The sequence below is a fragment of the Pseudoalteromonas sp. J2K-J979 genome, from assembly GCF_058169715.2.
Genome location: NZ_CM200281.1, coordinates 556,257 through 582,888, shown reverse-complemented (window position 1 = coordinate 582,888; position 26,632 = coordinate 556,257). Strand labels below are relative to the sequence as shown.

At 41.4% G+C, this 26,632-nt stretch carries 23 protein-coding genes and 3 tRNA genes; 3 read left to right on the top strand and 23 right to left on the bottom strand.

Annotation, left to right across the window (positions count from 1 at the left end):
• Window positions 1-135 precede the first annotated feature (135 nt).
• From AC3KVK_RS02805 to AC3KVK_RS02760, 10 genes are all read right to left on the bottom strand, one after another.
• Entirely contained in the window at window positions 136-1,452 is a 1,317-nt protein-coding gene (locus AC3KVK_RS02805) for an adenylosuccinate synthase (RefSeq protein WP_490310693.1), read from the bottom strand.
• Between the two features lie 388 nt (window positions 1,453-1,840).
• Window positions 1,841-2,719 carry a protease modulator HflC gene (hflC, locus tag AC3KVK_RS02800; protein ID WP_490310692.1) on the bottom strand — a complete coding sequence of 293 codons (879 nt, stop codon included), beginning with the start codon at window positions 2,717-2,719 and terminating at the stop codon, window positions 1,841-1,843.
• A 6-nt stretch (window positions 2,720-2,725) separates the two neighbouring features.
• Window positions 2,726-3,904: an FtsH protease activity modulator HflK gene (gene hflK, locus AC3KVK_RS02795; protein ID WP_490310691.1), complete on the bottom strand. Its 1,179-nt coding sequence runs from the start codon at window positions 3,902-3,904 to the stop codon at window positions 2,726-2,728.
• Window positions 3,905-3,985: 81 nt separating this feature from the next.
• Complete coding sequence (gene hflX / locus AC3KVK_RS02790; RefSeq protein WP_490310690.1) at window positions 3,986-5,284, bottom strand: ribosome rescue GTPase HflX; 1,299 nt, start codon at window positions 5,282-5,284, stop codon at window positions 3,986-3,988.
• Window positions 5,285-5,300: 16 nt separating this feature from the next.
• Complete coding sequence (gene hfq / locus AC3KVK_RS02785) at window positions 5,301-5,567, bottom strand: RNA chaperone Hfq (RefSeq protein WP_490310689.1); 267 nt, start codon at window positions 5,565-5,567, stop codon at window positions 5,301-5,303.
• Window positions 5,568-5,648: 81 nt separating this feature from the next.
• Window positions 5,649-6,566 (bottom strand): tRNA (adenosine(37)-N6)-dimethylallyltransferase MiaA, encoded by a 918-nt coding sequence (gene miaA / locus AC3KVK_RS02780; protein WP_490310688.1) that lies wholly within the window; start codon window positions 6,564-6,566, stop codon window positions 5,649-5,651.
• Window positions 6,563-8,389, bottom strand: a complete 1,827-nt coding sequence (mutL, locus tag AC3KVK_RS02775) for a DNA mismatch repair endonuclease MutL (RefSeq protein ID WP_490310687.1) — start codon at window positions 8,387-8,389, stop codon at window positions 6,563-6,565. The genes miaA and mutL overlap by 4 nt, the downstream gene beginning before the upstream one ends.
• A gap of 9 nt (window positions 8,390-8,398) precedes the next feature.
• Entirely contained in the window at window positions 8,399-9,754 is a 1,356-nt protein-coding gene (locus AC3KVK_RS02770) for an N-acetylmuramoyl-L-alanine amidase (RefSeq protein ID WP_490310686.1), read from the bottom strand.
• On the bottom strand, window positions 9,744-10,214 hold the full coding sequence (gene tsaE, locus AC3KVK_RS02765) for a tRNA (adenosine(37)-N6)-threonylcarbamoyltransferase complex ATPase subunit type 1 TsaE (protein WP_490310685.1): 471 nt from the start codon (window positions 10,212-10,214) through the stop codon (window positions 9,744-9,746). The genes AC3KVK_RS02770 and tsaE overlap by 11 nt, the downstream gene beginning before the upstream one ends.
• Before the next feature lie 10 nt (window positions 10,215-10,224).
• Complete coding sequence (locus AC3KVK_RS02760) at window positions 10,225-11,742, bottom strand: NAD(P)H-hydrate dehydratase (RefSeq protein WP_490310684.1); 1,518 nt, start codon at window positions 11,740-11,742, stop codon at window positions 10,225-10,227.
• Between the two features lie 2 nt (window positions 11,743-11,744).
• Here AC3KVK_RS02760 and queG point away from each other — a divergent pair, with 2 nt between their 5' ends.
• Window positions 11,745-12,872 carry a tRNA epoxyqueuosine(34) reductase QueG gene (gene queG, locus AC3KVK_RS02755; protein WP_490310683.1) on the top strand — a complete coding sequence of 376 codons (1,128 nt, stop codon included), beginning with the start codon at window positions 11,745-11,747 and terminating at the stop codon, window positions 12,870-12,872.
• 7 nt (window positions 12,873-12,879) lie between these two features.
• On the opposite strand, the gene AC3KVK_RS02750 is transcribed toward queG, so the two are convergent.
• From AC3KVK_RS02750 to orn, 7 genes are all read right to left on the bottom strand, one after another.
• On the bottom strand, window positions 12,880-14,001 hold the full coding sequence (locus tag AC3KVK_RS02750; RefSeq protein WP_490310682.1) for a response regulator: 1,122 nt from the start codon (window positions 13,999-14,001) through the stop codon (window positions 12,880-12,882).
• 96 nt (window positions 14,002-14,097) lie between these two features.
• On the bottom strand, window positions 14,098-16,086 hold the full coding sequence (locus tag AC3KVK_RS02745) for a PAS domain-containing sensor histidine kinase (protein WP_490310681.1): 1,989 nt from the start codon (window positions 16,084-16,086) through the stop codon (window positions 14,098-14,100).
• On the bottom strand, window positions 16,058-16,255 hold the full coding sequence (locus tag AC3KVK_RS02740; RefSeq protein WP_490310680.1) for a DUF1289 domain-containing protein: 198 nt from the start codon (window positions 16,253-16,255) through the stop codon (window positions 16,058-16,060). Before AC3KVK_RS02740 ends, AC3KVK_RS02745 begins: the two co-directional genes overlap by 29 nt.
• Before the next feature lie 93 nt (window positions 16,256-16,348).
• Window positions 16,349-16,424, bottom strand: a tRNA-Gly gene (locus AC3KVK_RS02735).
• 36 nt (window positions 16,425-16,460) lie between these two features.
• Window positions 16,461-16,536: transfer RNA gene (locus AC3KVK_RS02730), tRNA-Gly, on the bottom strand.
• A gap of 199 nt (window positions 16,537-16,735) precedes the next feature.
• Window positions 16,736-16,811, bottom strand: a tRNA-Gly gene (locus tag AC3KVK_RS02725).
• Window positions 16,812-17,183: 372 nt separating this feature from the next.
• Window positions 17,184-17,729: an oligoribonuclease gene (gene orn, locus AC3KVK_RS02720; protein ID WP_490310974.1), complete on the bottom strand. Its 546-nt coding sequence runs from the start codon at window positions 17,727-17,729 to the stop codon at window positions 17,184-17,186.
• A 121-nt stretch (window positions 17,730-17,850) separates the two neighbouring features.
• On the opposite strand from orn, the gene rsgA reads away from it, so the two are divergent.
• A complete protein-coding gene (rsgA, locus tag AC3KVK_RS02715) occupies window positions 17,851-18,906 on the top strand; it encodes a small ribosomal subunit biogenesis GTPase RsgA (RefSeq protein ID WP_490310975.1) in 1,056 nt (351 codons plus the stop codon).
• 63 nt (window positions 18,907-18,969) lie between these two features.
• A complete protein-coding gene (gene asd, locus AC3KVK_RS02710) occupies window positions 18,970-19,866 on the top strand; it encodes an archaetidylserine decarboxylase (RefSeq protein ID WP_490310976.1) in 897 nt (298 codons plus the stop codon).
• Between the two features lie 48 nt (window positions 19,867-19,914).
• On the opposite strand, the gene AC3KVK_RS02705 is transcribed toward asd, so the two are convergent.
• From AC3KVK_RS02705 to AC3KVK_RS02680, 6 genes are all read right to left on the bottom strand, one after another.
• Window positions 19,915-22,104 (bottom strand): M14 family zinc carboxypeptidase, encoded by a 2,190-nt coding sequence (locus AC3KVK_RS02705; RefSeq protein WP_490310977.1) that lies wholly within the window; start codon window positions 22,102-22,104, stop codon window positions 19,915-19,917.
• A gap of 100 nt (window positions 22,105-22,204) precedes the next feature.
• Entirely contained in the window at window positions 22,205-22,963 is a 759-nt protein-coding gene (locus AC3KVK_RS02700) for a HesA/MoeB/ThiF family protein (protein ID WP_490310978.1), read from the bottom strand.
• Window positions 22,964-22,977: 14 nt separating this feature from the next.
• A complete protein-coding gene (gene thiE / locus AC3KVK_RS02695) occupies window positions 22,978-24,498 on the bottom strand; it encodes a thiamine phosphate synthase (protein WP_490310979.1) in 1,521 nt (506 codons plus the stop codon).
• A 51-nt stretch (window positions 24,499-24,549) separates the two neighbouring features.
• The gene (locus tag AC3KVK_RS02690) at window positions 24,550-25,344 is read right to left on the bottom strand and encodes a thiazole synthase (protein ID WP_490310980.1); all 795 of its coding nucleotides are present in this window, start codon (window positions 25,342-25,344) and stop codon (window positions 24,550-24,552) included.
• Between the two features lie 2 nt (window positions 25,345-25,346).
• A complete protein-coding gene (thiS, locus tag AC3KVK_RS02685) occupies window positions 25,347-25,547 on the bottom strand; it encodes a sulfur carrier protein ThiS (protein WP_490310981.1) in 201 nt (66 codons plus the stop codon).
• Window positions 25,548-25,555: 8 nt separating this feature from the next.
• Window positions 25,556-26,629 (bottom strand): FAD-dependent oxidoreductase, encoded by a 1,074-nt coding sequence (locus AC3KVK_RS02680; protein ID WP_490310982.1) that lies wholly within the window; start codon window positions 26,627-26,629, stop codon window positions 25,556-25,558.
• Window positions 26,630-26,632: the final 3 nt, after the last annotated feature.

Below are 26,632 nucleotides of genomic sequence, written 5' to 3'. Positions count from 1 at the left end.
CCAAACCTGCGACATGTACCATTCAAGCTTGACTCATTCAACCGATAAAAGCGAATACATACGCTTTAACAATATAACCGGCAATAAAAAAGCTGCCAAAAGGCAGCTTTTTCTACACATAAAACCGTTTAGTGATTATGCACCAAATGGGTTACGTAAAATCATCGTTTCAACACGATCTGGGCCTGTTGAAATAATATCAACTGGAACACCTGTGATTTCTTCAATTCGCTTGATGTAGTCAATGGCCGCTTTCGGTAATTGCTCAACAGTCGTTGCACCAAATGTGTTTTCTGACCAGCCTGGCATTTCTTCATACACAGGAGTTACTTTCTCGTAGCCTTCTGCAGCTAAAGGAGTCACATTTGTCACTGTGCCATCTTCTAATTGATAGCCTGTACAGATCTTAATTGTTTCTAAGCCATCCAAAACATCTAACTTAGTTAAACAAAAACCCGATACACTGTTAATTTGTACCGCACGGCGCATTGCAACCGCATCAAACCAACCAGTACGACGTAAGCGACCGGTCGTAGCGCCAAACTCACGCCCTTTATCACCTAAATGCTTACCAACAGGGTCTTGTTTATCAAGACCATCATAAAGCTCTGTTGGGAATGGGCCAGAACCAACGCGTGTCGCGTAAGCTTTCGCAATACCTAACACATAGTCTAGGTGCAATGGACCAAAACCAGCACCGGTAGCCACACCACCAGCAGTTGTATTTGAAGATGTTACATATGGATATGTACCGTGATCGATGTCAAGTAATGTACCTTGCGCACCTTCAAATAAAATACTTTCGCCTGCTTGACGCGTTTGATCAAGTAGCTCAGTGACATCAACAACCATGGCTTTTAGAATATCAGCGACAGCCATCGCATCGTCATACGTTTTTTGGAAATCAACTGGCTCAACTTTATAGTAATGCTCAAGCGTAAAGTTGTGGTATTCCAAAACTTCTTTAAGCTTGTCAGAAAATTGTTGAGGGTTGAATAAGTCACCAACACGTAAGCCTCGACGCGCAACTTTATCTTCGTACGCAGGGCCTATACCACGACCAGTCGTGCCGATTGGCTTATCACCACGCGCTTTCTCACGCGCAACATCAAGCGCGACATGGAAAGGAAGAATAAGTGGACATGCTTCACTAATAAGCAAACGTTCACGAACTGGAACGCCACGCTCTTCAAGCATGCCAATTTCTTTCATTAACGCATCAGGTGCTAATACAACACCATTACCGATAACACATTTCACGTTATCGCGTAAAACACCCGACGGAATAAGATGTAATACTGTTTTTTCACCGTTAATTACCAATGTATGACCAGCATTGTGACCACCTTGATAACGAACAACCAAAGATGCTTTGTCTGTCAGTAAGTCTACAACCTTACCTTTACCTTCATCACCCCATTGGGTGCCTAATACAACGACGTTTTTACCCATTGTAAATTCACTTAGAAAAAATTAGGGGCAGATTTTACCAGAAATCATAGGTAAAGATCACCCTGTTTTGGCGCTTTTTTCATCTTTGTGTCAAAAACTATTGATTCAATGGTGATTTAAAAAAGTCACTTCTTTTTATCAGGCTATTTTGATCTATACCTTAAACAAATTTGCATAAAAACCTCTTAGGGCATAAAAGTACTTTGAGACATCTATCACAAATTCACTCACTCAATACTCAATACTCAATACTCAATACTCAATACTCAATACTCAATACTCAATACTCAATACTCAATACTCAATACTCAAAAAATTCCGCCACTGTTTAGTTTTTAAAACAAGCAAAAAAAACCCCGCACAAGCGGGGTTTTCATCAAAAGCATAATTACTGAGTCTTAGTGCTCTTCATTGCATCGAAGAATTCACTCTCAGTGCCTAGCACCATCACATCATTCTTATTATTGAATGTTGCTTTATAGGCATCTAAGCTACGTAAGAAACTATAAAACTCAGCATCTTTTGAGTACGCAGAGGCATAAATATTAGCAGCTTCAGCATCACCTTCACCACGAACAATTCGTGCATTACGCTCTGCTTCAGCGAGTAAGACAGTGACACGACGGTCAACACCAGCGCGAATTGTCTCTGCTTTTTCTTTACCTTCTGAGCGATGCTCTTTGGCCACCGCGGTACGCTCAGCACGCATACGTTGATAAATTGAGTTGCTGACCTCTGTAGGTAAGTTAATTTGCTTCACTCGCACATCAAGCACTTCAATACCTAACTCGCTGGCACTCTCAGACGCTTGAATCAACGCATCTTTCATCAATGCACTGCGCTCACCTGAAACAATTTCTTTAATCGTTCTTGAACCAAAATTAGTTCTCAAACCATTATTTACTTTTTGCTTCAACAGAGTTTCAGCGTATTGCAAATCACCACGAGTTCTTAAGTAAAAAGAGCTAAAATCGTTAATGCGCCATTTAACAAATGAGTCTACGATTAAGTCTTTTTTCTCACTAGTAACAAAACGATCCGGTGCCCCATCCAACGTTTGAATACGCGCATCTAATTTTCTCACTTCAGCAATAAAAGGAATTTTGAAGTGAAGACCTGGACCATAAACTACAGCCGAGTCATCATTGTCTTTTTTCACTTTACTAAACTGAAGTACAATCGCTTGCTGACCTTCAAACACCACAAAAACAGCAGAGAAAGACAGAATAACGAAAGTAAATAATAAAACTAAACTAAAATTTTTCATCTATTCTTATCTCCCATTTGAATAGCGATCAGACTTAAAACGATCGATTGCGCTATTCACTTGGCTATTGCCTAACGTGTTATTCATTTGCGTTCTCAAATTCTGAATATCCGTTGTACTTGGCAACTGCGTAGGCGTGTTTGTTGAGCTTTGTGTATGCTGCATGATTTTATCTAACGGCAAGTACATCATGTTATTGCCACCTTCAACATCAATTAGCACCTTCGAGCTATTGCCTAAAACAGACTCCATCGCCTCAATATATAAACGTTTGCGAGTGACTTCTTTTGCAGCTTGATACTGGGGTAATAACTTTTCAAAACGAGCTATTTCACCCTGTGCTTCAAGTGTTACACGTTCTTTATAACCTTCAGCTTCTTGCGTCATTCGCGTTACCTGACCACGTGCACGAGGTTCGATCTCTCTGGCATACGCTTCGGCTTCACGAATAAAGCGTTGTTCATCTTCTTGTGCAGCAATAGCATCATCAAATGCATCTTTGACTTCAAGAGGTGGTCGAGCATCTTTAAAGTTAACATCAGTCAGAACAAGACCTAAATTATACGGCTCTATAATTTTATTAAGCTCTTCCCATGTTTGTTGACGAATAACTTCTCGCCCACGAGTTAAAATTTGATCCATGCGAGCATGACCAACCACATAACGAAGCGCACTATCAAGGGCTTGCTGAAGGCTGTGATCCGCATCCGTTACACTAAACAAGTAATTACGCGGCTCGGTCACTCTATATTGAACAACAAACTCGACACTCACGACATTTTCGTCTTCAGTTAGCATAAAGCCCGATGCAGATAAAGAACGTACCGCCTCAACATCAACTGGTATAATGCGATCGATAAACGTCATTTTCCAACGTAAACCAGGTAAAGCAACATCATGGAATTGACCAAAACGAAGTACGACACCTCGCTCAGCTTCCTTCACAGTATAAATACCGCTTAATGCCCACACCACAATCGCAATAATCAATACAAACCCAATTGCAGCACCACTTAAGTTACCGTTTGAGCTGCCTGACTTATTGCCACCACCGAATAAACCATTGAATTTATCACCATATTTACGAAAAACTTCATCTAAATCTGGTGGACCTTGATCTTTGCCCCCTTTATTTTTCCAAGGGTCTTTCTCGTTGCCATTGTTACCCGGCTCGTTCCAGGCCATAGCCATACTCCATTGTTATTAAAATGAATTCAGTTAAACTTATCAAACTAACGCTCATTATCATACCCAAATGCGTTAAAATTATAATAGTGAGTCAGTCATAATAAAGCTCTCTATTTCAGTGCCATTATCTTTAAGTAAACGATTCCAATCCGTCATCGGTAAACGGATTTGTAATAAACAGTTACCTAAATCATCATATTGTTCATCATGGATACAATTCAATTTATATAAGGCACCCCGTAAAGAACCAAATCGAGCAGGGACTCGTAATCGGCACTTTAACATTTTTTCGGCTAAACATTCACTAACAGCTTGTAAAAGAAGTTCACACCCTTGGCCTGACTGTGCTGATAACCAAACGCTTACAGGCAAGCCTTCATCATTACGGACAATACGTGGAATGAGTTCTTCAACTAAGTCAATTTTGTTATAAACCAATAACTGCGGTACTTCGTCAGCATCTATCTCATGCAAAACATCATTGACCTGATCGATATTTTCTTCTCTGCGCTCATCAGCAACATCAATAACATGTATTTGTAAATCAGCTTCTCGCGTTTCAACCAATGTGGCTTTAAATGCAGCAACCAAATCATGAGGTAAATGACGAATAAATCCTACTGTATCAGCCATAATCACTTTGCCAACATCCACTACATCAATTTTTCGAAGGGTGGGATCTAATGTAGCAAATAACTGATCGGCAGCGTAAACTTCTGAATTAGTTATTCTATTGAATAAAGTTGATTTTCCTGCATTTGTATAACCGACTAGCGAAACCGTCGGCACTTCATTACGACTTCGAGCTCTTCGGCCTTGCTCGCGCTGCTTTGATACTTTATCTAAACGCTTTAAGATACTTTTAATTTTTTCTCTAATCAAACGACGGTCAGTTTCAAGTTGCGTTTCACCAGGCCCGCGTAGGCCGATACCACCTTTCTGACGCTCTAAATGAGTCCACCCCCGAATCAAACGCGTTGAAATATGGCGTAACTGTGCCAATTCAACTTGAAGTTTACCTTCATGAGTTCGGGCTCGTTGAGCAAAAATATCTAAAATTAGCGTCGTTCTATCGAGTACACGACACTGACAAATTCGCTCTAAATTTCGTTCTTGAGAGGGTGAAAGTTCGTGATTAAATATTACAACATCCGCTTGATGGATTTGGACAATCTCAGCGATTTCTTCAGCTTTACCCGTTCCGACAAAAAACTTGGGATGAGGCGATTGACGACTGCCTTGCACAACCGCCAAACTACTTACACCTGCAGAAGAAACTAACATTTCGAGCTCTTGAAGATCTTCACGATCTCCTTCTTTTGGGAACTCTATATGGACTAAGACGGCCTGTTCACCAGCTTCATAACGGTCAAACAAGCATTATGCTCCTAAATTAAAAATTGCCGTCATCTTCATTATCAGTTGACGCTGCATCCTCAGGTTGAGCGTGGAAATTAATCGCTCGGGCTGGCACAACCGTAGAGATGGCATGTTTGTAAACCATTTGGTTTACAGTATTTTCAAGTAAAATTACAAACTGATCAAAAGACTGAATTTTACCTTGTAATTTAATACCATTAACTAAGTAAATTGAGACTGGAATACGCTCGCGACGAAGCGCATTCAAAAATGGGTCTTGTAGAGATTGGCCCTTTGCCATTGTTATTTTCCTTCGATTTAGGTGTTTTTATATAATTATTAATCTGTAAAGATTTCAACTAGTTTTACTACAATCTCTTTATTAGCTTAGCGAACTTAACACACGTTGCAAGTTTTCTTCAGCCCCAGACTCAAGCCAAGTAACCTCTTGCCAACTACGTAACCAAGTTAGCTGTCTTTTTGCTAATTGACGGGTCGCTGCGATGCCACGAAATACCATTTCATCGTACTCAACTAAACCGTCTAGGTAATCCCACATTTGACGATAACCAACACAACGAATTGAAGGCAAAGCGGTGGATAAGTCACCTCTTTGATATAAGGCCTTCACCTCTGATTCAAAACCCTGTTCGAGCATTATTTTAAATCTTTTTTCAATTCGCTGATGTAATACGCTGCGTTCTGTCGGTGCTATCGCAAATTGTATGACTTCAAAAGGCAAAGGTTCTGACTTTACTTTTTGCAGTTCAGTCATGGCTGTGCCCGTTATACGATACACTTCTAATGCACGATTAATACGCTGCGAATCATTTTCTTTAATACGTTCAGCCGCAACCGGATCGACTTTTTTTAACTGCTGATGCAACGCCGGCCAACCATCCAGCAAAGCCTCTTTTTCAAGCTGTTCTCTAATTTTAGGGTCGGCTTCTGGCAATGGCGAAATGCCTTCTAATAGTGCTTTGAAGTACATCATAGTACCACCCACCAACACTGGGATTTTTCCTTGCTGATGTAACTCATTTATATGAGCCAGTGCATCTTGCCTAAAATCAGCCACGGAATAACTTTCTTTAGCATCTAAAATATTAATTAAACGATGTGGCGCTAAAGTAAGCTCTTGCTGAGTCGGTTTAGCTGTCCCTATATCCATGTTACGGTAAATCAACGCAGAATCAACACTGATAATTTCAGTATTTAAGTGCTGACATAAGCTGATAGCTAAATCAGTTTTTCCTGCGGCCGTTGGGCCCATTAAAAAAATTACCGGTAAACGCTTCAAGTGATGCTATTCCGCTCTAATTGCTCTATAAAATCAGTAAGATCTATTTTAACGGCTTTTTCAAAAAGAAGCGCGTTCATTTGAGGTTTATTAATAAGAAATTGGTATAAGGCAGTATTTTGTTGCTTATTAAAGAACCGCGGGTGACACCACTTTGCTTGCCACGTTAACCACTGTTCAATATTTGTTAATTTATCTTGGCAAATAAGAATAAGTTTATCGACGACTTGGTTAACATCCACAGAATATACGCAGGGCGGTAATTGTTTAATCATCACATAGTTATGGTTAACGATCAGTTCATAGCCTAATATCGTTAACCAAGATAAGTTTTCCGCTAACAGTTCCCCACTTTCTTCTGTCACACTAACCCGAACTGGGAGTAGTAGCGGTTTAGTGTCTAGTTGCCCTTCTTGTGCCAGCTCACCTAGCCAAAATTCGGGCAAAATGTAGCGAAAATGAGAAAGATACACGCCGCCTTGATTCTTCAAAATGCACGAGCCATCATCGAGAGTTAAATATTGAACTTCTTTACTTGTATAAATTGACTCATTTGAACTTTCAGCTTCTCCAATCGAAGGTTGATCAAAGTGCTGCGCTCGCTGCTCAGCAACACCCTGATAAAATGCATTCGCATTATGGTGCTGCACATTTGCATCTTGAGAGATACTTCTCGGTTGATACCCACCACTTGCTTGCGCGCGAGGTTGATAGGAGCCTTGACTGGCCATATCACGCTCAGGCTGCCGGTTTGCGCCCAATGCAAACTCAGCATAATTATCATGAGAAAGCTCAACCCTTGTCGTATCAGATAAATAACTCGTTAGCTCAGCGGCCGAAGGTTCTGCTGCCTGTTTAACAGCTTGCAAAATAAAGTCATGAATTAACCTTGCTTGATGAAAACGCACTTCATGTTTCGCTGGGTGCACATTCACATCTACTTGACGGGGATCGATAGTTAAATAAAGAACAAAAGCTGGAATAGGCTGGCTCGGGCACACCTCTTCAAAAGCTTGTCGAATTGCGTGCAAGATAAGCTTGTCACGCATCATTCGTCCATTTACATATGTATATTGTGGCTCTATTGCCATTCCAGAAGGTAAAATCCAACCTTGGATATTTAATTGCTCGTCTCCAGACTCTAAAAAAGCAGCGTGTGCCAAAAAGTCTTTTCCTGCAACTTGTGATACCCGCTTTATTTTATCGCCTTCGTTCAAAACAGGGCGGTACTGACGAACCATTTTACCATTGTGCTTCAAGCTAATAGAGACATCAAAACGACTAAGCGCAATGCGTTTCAAAAGCTCATCAATATGATTAAACTCAGTTTTTTCTGTTCGTAAAAATTTACGTCGCGCCGGAGTGTTAAAAAAGAGATCAACAACTTCTATAGTAGTACCCGTTGGATGAGCAATTGGTTTAATCGTCACCGCCATATCTCGCCCTTCGGCTTGAGCTTGCCAAGCATCTTCTTGATATGCTGGTTTTGAGCTTAAACTTAAACGAGATACGGAGCTGATTGAAGCCAACGCTTCACCTCTAAACCCTAACGAGCAAATATTTTCAAGATCATCTAAAGTTTTTAATTTACTCGTCGCATGACGAGATAATGCCAGCGTCAATTCGCCTTTATCAATGCCCGAGCCATTATCGCGAATACGAATAAGTTTGTGCCCACCCCGTTCGATATCTACTTGGATCCTCGTCGCACCTGCATCTAAGCTATTTTCAACTAACTCTTTGACAACAGATGCGGGTCGTTCCACCACTTCACCTGCTGCTATTTGGTTAGCCAAACGCGCTGGTAATATTTGAATGCTCATTTATGTAACTTAGCTTCTTGGAATAGTGAGTGTTTGCCCGATTAGCAGTCTGTTGCTCTTTAAGTTATTCGCTTGCTTAATTTGTGCAACAGACACGCCGTATTGACTTGCCAATACACTTAATGACTCACCCGATCGAACCTTGTGAATGCTATTTTCTTTTGGCTTTTGCGCTTTTAACTTGGCAAATAATGAATCGTCTGGCGGATTTTTCTCAAAATGAGAGCGAACAGCTATAAATACCGCTTTTGCTAACTTATCTTGGTGTTCCCGAGTCTTTAATAATCGCTCTTCATGGGGATTTGATATAAAACCTGTCTCAACCAAAATTGATGGAATATCGGGTGACTTTAGGACGGCAAGACTGGCCGCTTGAGGTCTCTTTTTATGCATTTTGGTTACTTTACCAAGCTCTTTTGCCACTTCATCTGCCACTTGCATCCCTGTTCTCATAGAATGATCCATAGACATATCTAGTAAGGCTTGCGCTAAGTATTTTTCATTTTTAGTGTCTTTAATCACATCTGCCGCCCCACCGAGTAGCTCAGATTGCTTTTCGCTATCTTCGATCCATCGAGCTGTTTCTGTATTAGCTCGCCGTAAAGACAACACAAACACGGACGCGCCACTTGGCTTAGGTGTCACAAATGCATCAGCATGTATCGAGATTAAAAAGTCTGCTTTATGCTGCCTTGCCCGCTCCGAACGCGTGTTAAGTTTTACATAATAATCACCGGTACGCGGTAAAACAGCTTTCATACCAGGTTGCTGATCAATCAACGCCCCCAGTCGTTTAGCTATTTGTAATGTAATCGTTTTTTCATAAGTGCCTGATGGACCAATAGAACCAGGGTCCTCACCACCATGCCCTGCAACAACAGCAATAACAATGTCACGATCGCCACTGATATCACGATTTTTCGCCACAGCAGGAGTTGTTTTTTTCTCTGGATTTTTTCCATATAAATCAATAACCAACCTATCGCTGTAGGGCTCAGTTGGAGCTAAAGCAAATAAAACAGGCTTAACTGACTGGTTCAACTCTAAAACAATTCGCACCCAGCCCTTTTTCTTTGGTTTGCTATACCTAATTTTCGAAATCACCGAGTGCTGACCTGATACTTGAGGCAATACTTGGTCTTGTTTTGTTTCTTTAAAATCAACGACTAAGCGTAACGGGTTTTTGAGCATGAAATAGCTATAATCAGGCTTTTCTTGAAGGTCGAACACCACTCGGGTGCTTTGTGGAGAGGGCCAAACACGAACGCTCGTAATTTCGTTTTGTTTTGCGGCATATGCTGTAAAGCTGCTAACTAACAGCACACAAAGGCACAAAATAAGCGTTTTAAGTATATTAATTTGCATGTATTTCAAGTTTAGCAACAATGGACTGACCTTTCTCTGTACTTCCCATAATACTGATTTTTCGTTGTTCATCAACATACTCAAGTGTGATATCTAAATCAGGCTTAGCTAACAACAGCCCGCCTTTTTCAGGCCACTCGATTAAACAAATTGCAGAATTGGCAAAATAATCACGGATCCCCATAAACTCAAGCTCTTCAGGATCAGCTAATCGATACAAATCAAAGTGGTAAATGTTATGGTGTGCAAGCTCGTAGGGTTCAACAATTGTGTAAGTTGGGCTTTTAACCTTTCCCTGATGACCAAACCCTTGAACAATCCCCCGGGTCAATGTCGTCTTACCAGCACCTAAGTCTCCATGTAAAAAGACCACAGCCCCTTCACCTAATACAGTGGAAAGTCTTGCACCCATTGCAACAGTTGCTTCTTCATTTGCCAAGTCGCATTCAAATTTTTTCATGTTCATCTCTTTAGCCAACTAGGCGCCTAATCTCAGGAAATAAGTCACTCGCCAACAAACCACGCGCACCTAAATGTTCAATATTTTGAGCTGCAGCCCCATGGATTGCAACTGCTAACTGAGTTGCATCAAACGCACTCATACTTTGTGCCATTAACCCGGCAATAATACCAGATAACACATCACCCATCCCAGCACTGGCTAAAGCGGCTGAACCTGTTCGATTAATATTTATACAATCATTTTCGCAAATGAGCGTTCCAGGCCCTTTTAGTAAAGCAACAGATTGATAGATCATCGCCAATGTTCGAACACTCTCAAAACGGTCTTCATTTACTTGATGAGAGACCGACTCTAATAAGCGTGTCATTTCGCCTTGATGAGGCGTTAATACTGAGCCTTTTGGTAACGAAATAGACGCCTTTGATGCAAGTAAATTTAACCCATCCGCATCAATCACTAGTGGCACAAGGGCTTTACTCAGTACCCAATCTAACAAGCCTAAGGACCATTCATCTTTGCCTAACCCTGGACCTAACATGATGACTGAAGCTTTATCCATTAATGGGATTAAATCGTTGGGTGAGAGTACTCCATGAACCATTAACTCATAACGACCTTGCTGGACTTGATTACAATTTTCAGGACGCGTTACAACACTTACTAACCCTGCGCCACTGCGCAATGCTGCTTCAGCAGATAAACGGATCGCACCTGCCATTCCTATATTTCCACCAATACACAAAACATGGCCTAACTGATTTTTATATGCATTGATGCTTCTTTTCGGTAAAGATCTTTTTAGAGTCGGAAGTGTTTTAAATGTAACCGCTGCGGGTACTAAATTTGAAAATGCACAATCAAGCCCCAAACCTGCAAAGATCAACTCCCCAACGTGCACTTTGGCCAACCCAGTCAATAAACCTTGTTTTAACGCGATAAAACTAACGGTAAAATTTGCCAATATCGCATGCTCACATACTGCACTAGAACTTGCATTAACACCTGTAGGAACGTCAACAGCAACAACCGGCTTAGATTTCTGCTGATTGATCCAGCCACAAGCTTCACTGTATGGCTCTGCGAGCACACCAACAAACCCTGTACCCAACATTGAATCTACAATTACGTCATAGTCCGCTGTATCGCTTTTTATAAAAGCATCCCAGCTCAATGCTACCTGTTGATGGCAAGAAAATAATTCAAACGCCCGCTTTGCATCCCCAGATAAGTGCTCAGGGCTTTTTAATGTCACAACGGTTACTTGGCAGCCCTCCATCAGAGCCAAATTAGCAATAATATACCCATCACCAGCATTATTACCCGCGCCTGTAAAAATCAAAATTCGCGAAGCTGTGGGATAAAAATCACAGATAACTTGATAGACCGCTTTTCCAGCCTGCTGCATCAAATCAAACATTTCAATGCCACATGCGAGCGCAACACGAGACTCATTCAGTTGAACTTGTTCCGCTGAATAGGCTACTTGTGGTAAATTGTCTGTGTACATTTTTTTCATATGGCTCATCTGTGACTGCACCTAATATTAACTATCCTGAACTAGCCTTACAAATTAAGCAATGGGGCGTTGAGCTTGGCTTTGATCAAGTTGCGATCAGCGATATTGATCTGAGCGAACATGAAAGCCAACTGAAACGTTGGTTGGCGCTCGGTTACCATGGTGAAATGGATTACATGGCCGCGCACGGAATGAAACGCGCCCGACCAGCAGAACTTGTACCAGGAACACAACGGGTGATCTGTGTGCGAATGAACTACCTCCCACCGGATGCTAGTTTTGCAAAAAACCTCAAAAATACTGATAAAGCCTATATCAGCCGCTACGCCTTGGGACGCGACTATCATAAACTCATTCGAAATCGCCTCAAAAAACTCGGTGAACGGATCGAACAGCAGGTCGGTCAGTTTGGCTTTCGTCCCTTCGTTGACTCAGCCCCAGTTTTAGAAAGACAGTTAGCAGAAAAGTCAGGTCTAGGCTGGACAGGAAAACACACCTTAATCCTAAATCAAGAAGCCGGTTCGTGGTTTTTTTTAGGCGAATTATTTGTCGATTTACCTTTGCCTATAGATGAGCCAGTTGAAGAAAAATGTGGCAGTTGCGTCGCATGCATAAAATTATGCCCAACAAATGCAATTGTAGAACCTTATGTTGTCGATGCGAGAAGGTGTATTTCCTATCTCACTATAGAACTACAAGGAGCCATTCCCACCGAGTTTCGCCCTTTAATCGGCAATCGTATTTATGGCTGTGACGATTGCCAACTCATTTGTCCGTGGAATCGTTACGGCCAACTCACCGCTGAAGATGATTTTCATGCCCGCAAGCAATTAAAGGATAAAGAATTAGTAGAGCTCTTCTTATGGGATGAAGCCACATTCTTAAAAAATACTGAAGGCAGTGCCATTCGCAGAATTGGTCATCAACGTTGGTTAAGAAATATTGCTGTAGGTTTAGGTAATGCATCCTTCAGTGAACACATTATTACAGTGCTAAAAAAAGCAAAGCCCGACGCCTCCGCACTAGTAAGTGAGCATATTGACTGGGCTATTTCAGAACAGTTAAAGAAGCGTGAAAAAAATAAAAAAACACAACGTTTGATTATTGCCATTGAAAAAGGCTTACCAAGAGATGCATAAAGAAATGTTATTCGAGCATCTGATGTAAATCTTGTTCAATATCGAAAAAGGCACGCTTAACATCGGTCAATAGGTCTTCTCGTGCGACTGATCGCAAAATAGTATCATCGACTTTTTTATATATGTATTGCTCTTGATCGTCGTCAAGCCCCATGTGCGGGATCCGCATTTCAAATTCATTCTGCAAATCTCTAAATATCGCTTCATTCATTTCGTGACTGAGATTCAATACTCCCACCAAATCTTCAAATTTATCACGCACAAGAGAAAACGCCCGCTGCAACTGCATTTTCTGGTACTGTAATTTGCGTTTTGTTAAAATTGCGTCCAGTTGTTGCTCAGTAACACTGACAATAAAACAGATATGATCACGAATTCGACCTAACTTTTCTTGATCATCTATCGGAAGATTCAAGATTAACAAACTGATTTTTGGATAATTAACTAAAATCCTTGGAGGGAACTCGTACAAGCGCCCTTTACAGTAGAGTAATTCAAATAACTCTATTACCATGGGAGAGCAAGCTCCCTCAGAACTAAAGTGAGTGACTTTATCGTTATAACGAAAAGCAACACATGACTTAAGTGAAAACCCTTTTATGCATTGAATTAGCGCTTTAGCTAAATCAGCAGGATCGTCAAGTGTACCAATATTCTCAATATATTGGACAATATTGCCCATTTCACTGCTATTGGTCATGGCATTAAATGCGGTTTCTGTTGCATCTTCAACTTGACGCTCTAATTGCTTCCGTTCTTCAATCACCTTGAATAATGAATTGAGTTTGGCTTTTATTTCTTCTTTTGCGAATGGCTTAACAATATAATCTTCAGCACCAACATTATAACCTTCAATTCGTTCCTCAATGGTTCCCCTTGCTGATACAAACATCACCATAATGTCAGCTGTAGCAGGGTTACTTTTAAGCTGCCGACAAACCTCATAACCATCCATGTCAGGCATACTCACATCAAGTAGAATGACTTCGGGGGCAATACCTTCCACAACATTTAAGCAATCTGGTCCACTAGATGCAAAATGCAGTGTGTAATCATCCTCTAAAATTTCTTCAATAATCTCTAAATTAAAAGGCTCATCATCTACTGCTAAAATTATGTGTTCTGACATACTTCCCCCACAGGTTCCTTGTATAAAATAATCAAGTTAACAAAATAAAACCTTTGTTACCTTTTGCTCTTAACACGTAGTCTTTTATAAGCGTAGTCAAGACATTGAGATTTCACTACTTAATGTCTGCTTTGTTGCATTAATTGGCAGTGATATAAAAATAGATGCTCCTTTATCGGGGTTGTTTTGAGCCCAAATTTTACCATGGTGTAAGCTGACAAATTCACGACAGATAGCCAAACCCAAACCTGTTCCTCCTGCACCTTTGTTAGTTGTAGAGCTTTGAGCAAATTTATCAAAGATATGTTCTAACTCACTGTCAGGGATCCCAATACCATTATCTTTAATTTGTATCTGGACATGACCTGAATCCTTGCTGAGAATTACATTGATCTCACTATTGGCGTCACTAAATTTAATAGCATTACCTAACAAGTTACGAATTATCTGGTTAATATGAGACGCATCACAATATAAATGACATGGTGAAAAATCACCTTCGGATAATGTAATGTGAATATTTTTCGATAGAGCACTCCCCGAGACATCTTCGATACCAGTCCTGATAATACTCTGGATTTCTTGTTTACTCGGATTGAAAGGGAATTGACCTGCATCCAGTTTTGATAAATCGAGCAAATTATTAAGTAAAGACAGCAAACGTTGCCCACTTGTCTCTATACGTGACAAGTACTTTTCTAGTTTATCGACTGGAATGGGCTCTTTCGATAGTTTCTCCAAACCAAACTGAGAAAAACTCAAAATAGAATGCATTGGCGTTCTTAATTCATGAGACATATTAGCTAAAAATTCAGACTTACTTTGATTGGCCATTTCTGCTTGTTCTTTCGCAGCCTGCAGCTCAGCAGTTCGACTTTGCACCTTGTGCTCAAGTAAAGCTTTTGCTTCACGCAACAAATCCTCTTTATGTTTTAAATGTGAGACATCTTTGAGTACCGCTGCATATGCAGATTCGCCATGAAAGTCTATTTCACTGAAAGATCCTGCTAGAGGAATAATTTGACCTAAAGTATTTGCGACGCTGAGATCACAATGAAATTGCTTATTATACATCGCCATTGCAATAGCATCTTTAATTTCATTAACTGATTCCTGATCAATCAATTCATAGATTGAATGTCCGACAAGACGATCTCGAGCTACAGAGAATAAATAGCTACACGAGTCATTCGCCTCTAAAATAACTCCTGATTTTTGGAATAAAATAATGCCATCTGGCGTATTTTTATAAATAACACGCAATAAGCTATCTTTTTCAATTAGGGCATCAACTGTATCTTGGAGTCGTTCAACCAGCTCAGAATTGTTCCGCTTTAACAATTCTGTTTGCCACATTTTGTGCACGGATTGAAGTAATAAACTCTGATCAAGTGGCTTTTCTAAAACATCATCAACGCCAATCCGAATAGCTTCAATCAAGGTACTTTGCAAAGGTTGCGAAGTAATCAATAAACAGCGACAATCAGGGTTTATCCCTTTAACTTTGCGATAAACGTCGATTCCGCTGCAGCGCGGCAAATTAAAATCAGAAATTAATATATCTATTTTAAATGCAATTGATTGCTCAATCGCTTCAGCTAGCGAGGTCGCTGTTACAACATTGATATGTGCGCCTTTCAACGCATTCTCGAGCTCGGTTAACTTATCTAACTCACTGTCAACCAATAATATTTGAGGGAGTATAATTTCAACTTCCTCTTCATTCATCATTAACTGACTCTCTAAAATACCGATCAACTCTTTATTATCATAAAAGGGATAGATCACTTGAGATTCAGGCAAAAGACGATAAATATCAGAAAATGAGTCAAGAACTGTCCCACCTTGGCTGTTTGGAGCTATTAGTAAAGTCGGTATTGCAGTTAAAAATGGTTTAATTTGGCTGATTAATGTAATCGGGATTCCATGGGCAATAGCAATCATCTCAAAAGATTGCTCTAATAAAATTTTTTCAACTTCACTAAAGTGACATAACACAACTTCGCAGCCGATCAATTCTAACAATGCTTTGACTCTCATCGCTAACACGCTGGAGTTATCGACGATCAATATCCTTTTTAACATACCCGCTTCGTTCCGCTTCTCGCTGATTGCATAATATTAGCGTAGCTTGTTTTTCCTGATCACTCATGGCTCGCCAAGCTAAAATTTCATTGAGTGTCCTGAAACAGCCTAGGCAGATATCACAGGGATCTAAACAGCAGTTATTTTTACAAGGGTTATTAATGCTCATAAGAGACAAATATTAAAGATGGATTACAGTAAGTATAGATTTGAAAAAGAAAATTAAGCGTATAAATCGGATGAGTAAATCATAGAGGAAATTTGGAGCGGCACACGAGGCTCGAACTCGTGACCTCAACCTTGGCAAGGTTGCGCTCTACCAACTGAGCTAGTGCCGCTTCACACTATAGTAATTTTAATTCTTACAGAGAATTTGGAGCGGCACACGAGGCTCGAACTCGTGACCTCAACCTTGGCAAGGTTGCGCTCTACCAACTGAGCTAGTGCCGCTTCATAAATAGTCAGTAACTTGACCGTTGGAACACAACCTTGAGGTTGCGACTAACACTCCGGCAACTGAGCTAGTGCCGCTTCATAAATAGTCAGTAACTTGACCGTTAAAACACAGCCTTGAGGTTGCGTCTAACACTCCGGAAACTGAGCTGGTGCCTTTTATCTAAAATAGTAATTTTAATTCTTACAGAGAATTTGGAGCGGCACACGAGGCTCGAACTCGTGACCTCAACCTTGGCAAGGTTGCGCTCTACCAACTGAGCTAGTGCCGCTTCATAAAATAGTCAGTAACTTGACCGTTGGAACACAACCTTGAGGTTGCGTCTAACACTCCGGCAACTGAGCTAGTGCCGCTTCATAAAATAGTCAGTAACTTGACCGTTGGAACACAACCTTGAGGTTGCGACTAACACTCTGGCAACTGAGCTAGTGCCGCTTCATAAATAATCAGTAACTTGAACGTTGGAACACAACCTTGAGGTTGCGCCTAACAATCCGGCAACTGAGTTAGTACTCGATAAACCCGACATTTGGTATTGATGGATTTATTTTGCTCACAAAAACGCCCCGAAGGCTTGTTATCCTAAGCGGGGCGAGATTTTACAATAAAGATGCTGCTTTGCAAGCATTTTTTTAGTAAAAAATTAGAGGTTAAAAAATTCTGTACGATAAACCTTCAATTCCGCAATCGACTCATGGATATCTTCAAGAGCTAAATGCACACCTTTCTTTTTTACTTTCTTCAAAACATCTGGCTTCCAGCGTCTTGCCAACTCTTTAATTGTACTAATATCCAAATTTCTATAATGGAAATAATCTTCAAGAACAGGCATATACGCATTTAAAAAACGACGATCTTGTCCGATGGAATTACCACACATCGGCGATGCCCCTTTAGGCACCCACTTTTCTAAAAACTTAATCGTTTCATTGATTGCATATTGCTCATCAAAAGCACTTTGGCGACAACGTTCTGTCAAACCTGATTGCCCATGCTGATTCACACACCACTCATCCATACCATCGAGTAATTCATCAGATTGATGAATCGCAATCACAGGCCCTTCAGCTAATATATTTAAATCACAATCCGTAACAATCGTCGCGATCTCAAGTATTTTGTCTGTTTTTGGTTCTAAACCCGTCATTTCGAGGTCTAGCCAAATCAAATTTGATTCATGAAAAGACATAAATTACCTTAGCGGTGCTTTCCTTTCGATTTAATGCAATTACATATATCATATTACGCTTCGAGCATGGATAAAACGCTTTTTTTAAAAGCAAACCATTTATTTAAGTTATAGGCGAAAAGTGACAAAACGAAAGAAACTAAGTAAAGGCCAATCCCGCCGGATTCAGGCTAACCATGAAAAGCGCTTAAATACAGCAAAACATAAAGCGCCGAACAACGATATTTCATGGCAAAACGATAATTTAGGTGACACTGAAAATGCGCTAGTTATCAGTCGTTTTGGTCAGCATGCAGACATTGAAACTACCAGTGGAGAAGTGTTGCGTTGCAATATTCGTCGTACCGTAAGCAATATTGTTTGTGGTGATCGTGTTATTTTCCGTCGTGCAAAAGTGAGTTCGGGTGATTTAGCAGGTGTCATTGAAGCAGTTGAAGAGCGCACTAGCCAACTGACTCGTCCAGACTTTTATGATGGTGTGAAAGTGGTTGCTGCCAATATCGACCAAATTTTAATGGTGTCAGCTGTGCTTCCAGAATTTACGCCTAATATCATTGACCGTTATCTCGTAGCCTGTGAAGACATGGGCATTGAGCCAGTGTTGATTCTGAATAAAACAGATTTACTGGATGATGAGTCATTAGCTTACATTAACTCTGTGCTCGATATTTATCGAGATATCGGTTACCAAGTACACCTAATTAGTACGAAAACAGAACAAGGAATTGCTGAACTAAAAAAAATACTGGTCGATAAAAACAGTATTTTTGTTGGTCAAAGTGGTGTTGGCAAATCCACTTTAGTGAACAGCTTATTACCAGAAAGCCAAATCCTTACCCAAGATGTGTCGCAAAACAGTGGACTTGGCCAACACACCACTACCGTTTCTCGTTTGCACCATTTACCCAGTGGCGGAAATTTAATTGACTCTCCGGGGATCCGTGAATTTGGTTTATGGCACTTAGAACCAGATCGAGTCACTTGGTGCTTTAAAGAGTTTCGAGAGTTTTTAGGAGGATGCAAATTTCGCGACTGTAAACACCTCAATGATCCTGGTTGCCTCTTGGTAGAAGCCCTCGAGAACGAGCATATCAGTGAGCTACGCTTTGATAGCTACCATCGAATTTTATTATCCATGGAAGATGGCCGCGCCGGCGCTCGTAATCCGCGAGTCTAAAATACATTGGTCTAGCGTTTGTTTTTCGCTAGAATTAAAAAAATTTCATTTGGAATGAACGACGTGAGTTTAGATAAATTTAAAATAGCCATGCAGTATGCCATGCCTAAGCACTTAGTATCACGTGTTGTAGGGAAATTAGCTGCGGCAGAAGCTGGTTTTGTCACCACTGCATTAATCAAAGCATTTATTAAACAATATAAAATTGATATGTCTGAAGCTGAGCAAGAAAGCCCATCGGCTTACAAGAGCTTTAATCAATTTTTTACTCGCCCTCTCAAACCTGGTTTGCGTCAAATTACTCCCGAGAGTGACCTTATCGCTCATCCTGTAGATGGTAAAATAAGTCAGTTGGGCGATATTTTAGATGATCGTTTAATCCAAGCAAAAGGCCATGACTTTAGCCTCGAAGCATTACTAGGTGGAGATGCAAATGTCGCCACCCCATTCCAAGGTGGAAAATTTGCCACTATTTATTTAGCGCCTAAAGATTACCATCGTATTCACATGCCCATTGCTGGCACCCTCAGTAAAATGATCTACGTCCCAGGTGATTTATTCTCTGTAAATCCTCTAACCGCGCAAAATGTTCCTAATTTATTTGCCCGAAATGAACGAGTGGTTGCTATATTTGAAACCGAGATAGGTCCACTCGCTATGGTACTCGTTGGAGCAACGATTGTAGCCAGCATTGAAACAGTTTGGGCTGGCACAGTCACCCCACCAGCTGCAAAACAAGTATTTAGCTGGGATTACCCAACAACAGGCCCTGAGAAAATCACCTTGGAAAAAGGTGAAGAGATGGGCCGCTTTAAACTCGGTTCAACCGTTATTTTGGCATGGCCACAAAATGTTGCTGAATTCTTACCTTCTGAAGTCGCTGAAACAGTGACTAGAATGGGGCAGCCCTTTGCTAAAATCACTGAAGCAGGCCCAGCTGAAGTATTACAAGAGTCTTAAAACGACAAAAAAGGTCTGCAAATGCAGACCTTTTTTAATTAGCACCCATTAAACTACTTTCCGTAAACGGGTTAACAGAGTCAAAAAGCCAAGAACTAACCAACCAAAGGTACCCCCTGATTTTTTCTCTGCAGGCTCCACAACGACAGGCGGCTCAATCACCACAGGGGCAGTTAATACAACTTGTGTTTCTTTTTCTGCAATTTGACCATGTTCATCTGTAACTTTTAGTCGTACGTCATAAGTGCCCGCTTGGGCAAAGTCATAGCTTAACACTTCAGCATCCGATACAACTTTAGCGTTTACTTTCCATTCGTATCTTAACCCTAAGCTATCGTCATCGTTGCTAAGTGAACCATCGAATTGACAAACATACTCCTGACACGACTCACTGTAATCAGCTACAGGCTCAAATAATTCATCAACTTGAACATCAAGCTCCTTGCTTTGCGTGATACCAAATTGATTGGTTAATTGATACGTAACTTTATTTACACCAATCTGAGGCATAACAGCCAAAAACTCAGCTTCATTGCGGCTGTCATCATCACTTAATTGCCATAAATATGAAAAGCCGCCGAGCGAATTACCTGATTTAAATTCACATTTCGCCCCCAAACACTCAACTGATGCACTTAATTCTGGCAAACGCGTATCAACTTTAAACGCGGAAACAGGCCCAACTTGCCCTGTTTCGTCCTTCGCCTGCACATAAACGGTCACTTGCCCATCGATTAAATCTGACTCATTAAAACTGATGATGGCATTTTCAGTAGGTGAATCAGCATTACCATCGCTGATTTCAGCAAGTTGCGAATTTCCAATCTCAGGATAGGCATTTAGACTAAACCGCACCTCTGAAATATTATCAGTGTTTAAGTTTCCATTTAACTGACTAAAACGTGTTTCTGTCGCCCGAGCTTGGATACGAATTAAACCGTTTTCTGCACTTAGCCCTTCGATTGATTCAATATCAGGCCCTTGACTCAATAAATAAGGCGCTTCAACCACCTTAGCTGCGTATAATAAGGCTTCTATATTATCTGGCTTTAACACTGTGTCGTAATAACTGCACGATTGGAAAAACTCAGTACCAAGTTCAAAAGTAATATGCGCAACCCCAAGCTCACCATAGGCTAAATTATCAGACGTGCCATCGGTCGCGTACAAACCAATAGACTGCTGCGGCATGTATTTATTGAAAAACGCTAACTTTTTCCCCAAAGCTTCTAGACCCGCCTGATTAGGTGCCGGTGCATTAGTATGCCCCCAAGGCCATAAAATCAAACGGCTATAACTATGAATATCTAAATACAAACCAGGTGTTGTATCGGGGGCTGCATCGTTATCATTTGGGCCTCGCACATCTGGGTAAAGGCTTCTGACATAACTTTCTATCGCTGCAACTTCAGGTTCAGATCCTGCACTCGGACCTCGATACGTTTCTTGGCAAGCTTGGCCACTTGAGCCACCTGAAACAGAATTCCAGCCAAACGAATAATTACGGTTCAGATCAACCCCGACATTACCATTCGCACAATGATTTTCGTTTTTGTTTTTTCGGTGTAAAAAGCCTTTTTCGGCGATCTTACGCCCATCTGGGTTACTTTGAAATAAGATATGAATTTGGTGACGTTCAAGGATCCATGCAATATCAGCATCGACTTTTGCATCTTCAAGTAACAACTTCGCAAAATCTAATGTTAGTGCTGCTGTCGCAAGCTCACGGGCATGAAGGCCACTTTGAATAAACAATACTGGTGGATTAACTAAATTTTTATTACCAATTTTAAGGACTTTGAGATCATAACCTTCACCACCGTTTTCTTTTTGCCAACTGTCGCCAATATCTTGCCACTGTGTAAGGTCTGGATATTGTTCAAACAATATTTGCATCTGTGTAAATGTTTCTTCGACGGTGCTATAACATGGAAAACCCGGGATTCCGGTTTGTTGAACGTTTAAAGAGGTTTGCTGGTAACTCAGTTCTTTCGCTTTTCGCTGCCACACATCATCAGCTGCGCTCAATGTAATGCCTTTACTTTGTAGCTTGAGCACTTCATCGTTTGTTAGTTGCAGTAAAATGCCATTTTTTTCATCCGTCAACAATGCATGATGAAAACTAATACGTGTTTGTATTTCTTGTTGTTTATTATCAAACTTTGCCAAATAGACAGGGTTTTCAACCCCCGCCATAAATATGGTGCTTGCCAATAAAAGTGGGCTGAGCAACGCCATCCTAGAGAACCAATGTTATAAAATTATTATTAATGAAAATATAACATTCTTGGAACAATTAAAACATTCTGTTACCACTTAATTGTCAAAAATTGTAACGCTATTTGGTGTTGCAGACCTCACAAGCTGGATCTTGCTTAAAAAGAAAGCGTGTTTGCTGAAAGCTCAGTGCATCAAACGCAATAAAGCAATTTGTGAAAGCATGCCCTAATAGATAATTTAAACCTTGCTGTGCTTGCATCGCGCCAATCACACCAAGTAAAGGTCCAAAAACACCGGCATTACCGCAATTGAGAGCTGTCTGAGCATCTGATGGGGGAAAAATACATTGATAGCACCCGTCGGCATGGTCTGCCTGACGAGTATCCACACAAATTAGTTGCCCTTTATTCGCAATCGCTGCGCCAGAGATCAGAGGCGTGTGGGTCTCTACACACGTTTTATTTGTAAGATAACGAGTACTAAAGTTATCACTGCAATCAAGTACAATATCATGAGCCGAAATTAAGCTGTGGGCGTTATCGTCCGAGAGTAATTCAGCGACCGTCGATATCACGATTTGATTATTCATACTCGTCAAGGTTTTTGCCGCAGCAGTTACTTTTTCCTGCCCGAGATGATTAATTTTATACAAAATTTGTCGCTGAAGATTAGATAAGTCAACCCTGTCATTATCGACTAATGTTAGATGACCCACCCCCGCAGCCGCTAAATATAACGCTGCCGGCGAGCCCAGTCCACCGACACCAATAATCAAGACTCGGCTTTGCTTCAGCTTTTTTTGGCCATCAAAACCGATTTGATCAAGCATTAACTGACGGCTATAGCGGATTTGCTCTTTATCTGATAATTCCATCATGGCACTTTATACGCTTAGTCTTGAACCTTAATGGCCTGTTGTAATTGGCTTATCGCAAGTATCGGATCAGCTGCTTCTGTAATCGCCCTCACCACAGCAACACTGCCAACACCTGTTGCGGCAACTTCTGACGCTCTTGCCAAATTAATGCCGCCAATTGCGACTGTCGGGTATGCTTTCATCAAAGGTACAAAATGTTTTAATTTTTCAAGACCTTGAATTTGCCCAGTCATATCTTTGGTTGTGGTTGGATAAATCGCACCAAATGCCAAGTAGCTCGGTTGATAATTATGTGCTCTGAGCATTTCATAAAAACCATGTGTCGATAACCCCAACTTCAATCCTGCTTGTTTAATGACTTCTAAATCAGCGGTATCGAGATCTTCTTGCCCTAAATGCACGCCATACGCATCATGCTCAATAGCCAATTGCCAATGATCATTAATATAAACCTGCGCATTAAACTCTTCGCCTAAAGCAATCGCTGTTTTCACTTGTTCTGCTAAATCTGGAGCATCGGCGTTTTTAATTCTTAATTGGGCCGTTTGAATGCCATTTTCAAGACATAACTTAAGCCACTGGCAATTATCTACCACAGCGTACAAGCCTAGCCGCTTGGTCTGAGATTGCGCAAAGCCACTGATAACCGGACGATCCCAAGGTTCCAATTCGAGCTCTTTACCCAACCAACTGCCAGCTTCAATCACACTGGGAAAATCAGCTAAATCTTGAGGAAAACCACGATGGTTCACAGGACCAATCCCCTGCCCAATGCGCTCTGAATGTTTCAGCCCTTGATTGATATATGCTTTTGCTAGGATAAAGGCATCTTTAAGTGGGTACTCTAGAGCTAAACATGCAGCGATACTTGATGCAAAGCTGCAGCCCGTTCCATGGCTATGCGGTGCAATTAGCTTTTTATTTCCTAACCAATATTCCTGGCCTGGCACAGCACAATAGTCCACACAATAGCCATCAGGATAATCCCAATGCCCGCCTTTAATAACCGCCGCTCCAACTCCCAAGTTAAAAAAAGCATCACTGGCATCACGCACTGCACTGGGGCCAATTAAATAATGACCGGTCAGAATTTGTGTTTCTTGTGTATTGGGGGTAATCACATCCACCAGCGGTAATAACGTACTTTTTAACGTCGGTATAATGTCATCTTCTGTTAAGGCCTCTCCACTTGATGCTACCGCCACAGGATCATAAACCACTAACGGCGGAACAGGCCAATTAGCTTTAAAATGGGCAAGTTTGGCGGCTATAAACTCAACTTGTTGGATATTTGCAAGCAAGCCGATTTTGATTACGTTTGCAGGCATATCAACTTCAAGCGCTGATATTTGTGATTCAAGGATTTCAATACTCATTGCATTAATAGCCTCGACGCCAAGGCTATTTTGTGCGGTTAACGCAGTAATAACGGTACATGGATGGCCACCAAAACTTTCGATGGCTTTAATGTCAGCTTGGATCCCAGCACCACCGCCGCTATCAGAGCCTGCGATTGTCCAAATAATACGTTTCAAAATTACTGCTCACTTATCCAATTTATTGATTAAATACGATTTTAAGGATGTTTAATTCTGGTGCCAAAATGGCATCCCGAGTGTCGGCGTTGACGGCTTAGCCAGCTCTTTTTCTGGCATTGCTTGCGCCAAATAACCAGCTCGCCCTGCAGCAACAGCATCAGCAAACCCTTTGGCCATCAGCACCGGATCTCCGGCTTGCGCGATAGCAGAATTAAGTAATACCGCATCATACCCTATTTCCATCGCTTGGCAGGCATGAGATGGTAAACCAAGCCCCGCATCAACCAATAAAGTTGTGTCAGGGAGGCGCTCACGGATTACTTTTAAATTATAAGGATTGAGCAAACCTTTGCCGGTCCCAATTGGCGCCCCCCACGGCATCAATACTTCACAACCCAATTCAACGAGTTTTTGGCAAATAACCAAATCATCGGTGCAATAAGGTAAAACGTCAAAGCCTTCAGCCACTAAAATACGGGTCGCTTCAAGCAGTGCAATTGGGTCGGGCTGTAAGTTATATTCATCGCCAAGTAGCTCCAATTTGATCCAATTGGTTTGAAATACTTCTCGGCACATTTGGGCTAGAGTCACCGCTTCTTTCACGCTATAACACCCTGCGGTATTGGGTAAAATAGCCAGCTCGGTTTGCTTAATAAGCTGCCAAAAATCCGCCCCCGCCTCGACCGTTCCTTGACGACGCAAAGACACCGTCACCACAGAAGCATTAGATGCAATGATAGAATCGAGCATCACTTGCGGTGATGGATACAAAGCCGAGCCAATAAACAAACGGCTAGTAAGAGTTTTGCCATATATCGTCAGTGGCTTATCCTGTAGTCCCATACTTATCCCCCTTGAATCGGCGAGAGTAGCTCTACGCTATCACCAGCTGTTAGCTGGTAGTCATCGCAGCGGCTTCGGGCGATAAATACTTGATTCACCGCGACGGCATACGGCTCTTTGGCACCTTGTAGCGTTAATAGCTGAGTTAAATTAATGTGTGTCTCCGCTAAGGTGAGGGCTTGACCATTAAAGATAATATTCATTTTAATTTTTAATCCACACGTTCAACCAACTCAGCGACATGGGCACTGGCTGGTACAAAATCTGATTCTAACAACCGATGACGCGCTTGACGGACAACTTCATCAACCAAGACTGGAGCTAATAAGTAGCCATGTCGATACAAGCCATTGATCCGAATAAGCTGCTTCTCCAAAGTAATTTTTGGGCGGTTATCAATAAAGCTAGGTCTAAGACCACTTTTTAAACTCAGTATGTGTGCTTCAGCAAACCCTGAGTCAATACTATAGGCCGCAGATAAAAGCTCCAGCGTAGAGCGTACCGTGACAGGATGATCACCTTGTGATTCGATTTCTGTCGCGCCAATCACAAATTCATGGTTAGGTTTAGGTACAATGTATAGAGGGTAACGAGGGTGCATTAAGCGGATGGGTCGTGACAACGAGACTTCAGGGGCGAAGACTCGAGCTACTTCACCACGTACACCACGAAGTCCTAGATGCTGATTTTTTGCCCCTAAACCACGACAATCTATTACTAAATCAAATGATTGCCCTGCAACTTGCTCTCCTTCGACCTGCACTGACTGACCGAAATGCCAGTGAATATCTTTTTTTTGCAAAGTGCGATAACTCGCTTGATAAAAAGCTGCATTATCAAGTTGTCCTTCACAAGGCAAAAACATCCCTTTTTGAAATCGAGCACCCAATGTCGGTTCCATTTGAGTCAGTTGCGCATGGTTGAGCCATAAACCTTGTTGTTGCTGTACAGGCTTTAAGCGATTAGCAAATAACTGTAAATCCGCGAAGTCTTGTTGATGCGCAACAACCAGCGCACCTTGTTGTTGAAAAAACACATCCTCAATCAAAGTGCTGAGAATATTCGGCCAGCGTGCAATAGCACGTAAACCAAGCTCGGCTAAGTCGGGTTCACACGAGACAGACTCAGCCAGCGGAGCCAACATTGCAGCCGCTACGGCACCAGCACTTTGGCTAGCATGATGATCACTGGCCTCGAAAATACTGATCGTAAACTCATCAGCCAGTTGCAATGCTGCTAAGCGACCTGTTAAACCAAATCCGACGATTGCAATGTGTTTTTTCATATT

What these genes read in the sequence shown, in the direction of transcription:
- thiS (WP_490310981.1), bottom strand. Translation starts at nt 25,547, where the DNA reads ATGAATATTATCTTTAATGGTCAAGCCCTCACCTTAGCGGAGACACAC.
- mutL (WP_490310687.1), bottom strand. Translation starts at nt 8,389, where the DNA reads ATGAGCATTCAAATATTACCAGCGCGTTTGGCTAACCAAATAGCAGCA.
- tsaE (WP_490310685.1), bottom strand. Translation starts at nt 10,214, where the DNA reads ATGAAAAAATTTGAATGCGACTTGGCAAATGAAGAAGCAACTGTTGCA.
- AC3KVK_RS02805 (WP_490310693.1), bottom strand. Translation starts at nt 1,452, where the DNA reads ATGGGTAAAAACGTCGTTGTATTAGGCACCCAATGGGGTGATGAAGGT.
- AC3KVK_RS02740 (WP_490310680.1), bottom strand. Translation starts at nt 16,255, where the DNA reads ATGAGCATTAATAACCCTTGTAAAAATAACTGCTGTTTAGATCCCTGT.
- AC3KVK_RS02745 (WP_490310681.1), bottom strand. Translation starts at nt 16,086, where the DNA reads ATGTTAAAAAGGATATTGATCGTCGATAACTCCAGCGTGTTAGCGATG.
- AC3KVK_RS02770 (WP_490310686.1), bottom strand. Translation starts at nt 9,754, where the DNA reads ATGCAAATTAATATACTTAAAACGCTTATTTTGTGCCTTTGTGTGCTG.
- AC3KVK_RS02750 (WP_490310682.1), bottom strand. Translation starts at nt 14,001, where the DNA reads ATGTCAGAACACATAATTTTAGCAGTAGATGATGAGCCTTTTAATTTA.
- AC3KVK_RS02700 (WP_490310978.1), bottom strand. Translation starts at nt 22,963, where the DNA reads ATGATGGAATTATCAGATAAAGAGCAAATCCGCTATAGCCGTCAGTTA.
- AC3KVK_RS02680 (WP_490310982.1), bottom strand. Translation starts at nt 26,629, where the DNA reads ATGAAAAAACACATTGCAATCGTCGGATTTGGTTTAACAGGTCGCTTA.
- hflC (WP_490310692.1), bottom strand. Translation starts at nt 2,719, where the DNA reads ATGAAAAATTTTAGTTTAGTTTTATTATTTACTTTCGTTATTCTGTCT.
- orn (WP_490310974.1), bottom strand. Translation starts at nt 17,729, where the DNA reads ATGTCTTTTCATGAATCAAATTTGATTTGGCTAGACCTCGAAATGACG.
- AC3KVK_RS02705 (WP_490310977.1), bottom strand. Translation starts at nt 22,104, where the DNA reads ATGGCGTTGCTCAGCCCACTTTTATTGGCAAGCACCATATTTATGGCG.
- hflK (WP_490310691.1), bottom strand. Translation starts at nt 3,904, where the DNA reads ATGGCCTGGAACGAGCCGGGTAACAATGGCAACGAGAAAGACCCTTGG.
- AC3KVK_RS02760 (WP_490310684.1), bottom strand. Translation starts at nt 11,742, where the DNA reads ATGAGCCATATGAAAAAAATGTACACAGACAATTTACCACAAGTAGCC.
- AC3KVK_RS02690 (WP_490310980.1), bottom strand. Translation starts at nt 25,344, where the DNA reads ATGGGACTACAGGATAAGCCACTGACGATATATGGCAAAACTCTTACT.
- hfq (WP_490310689.1), bottom strand. Translation starts at nt 5,567, where the DNA reads ATGGCAAAGGGCCAATCTCTACAAGACCCATTTTTGAATGCGCTTCGT.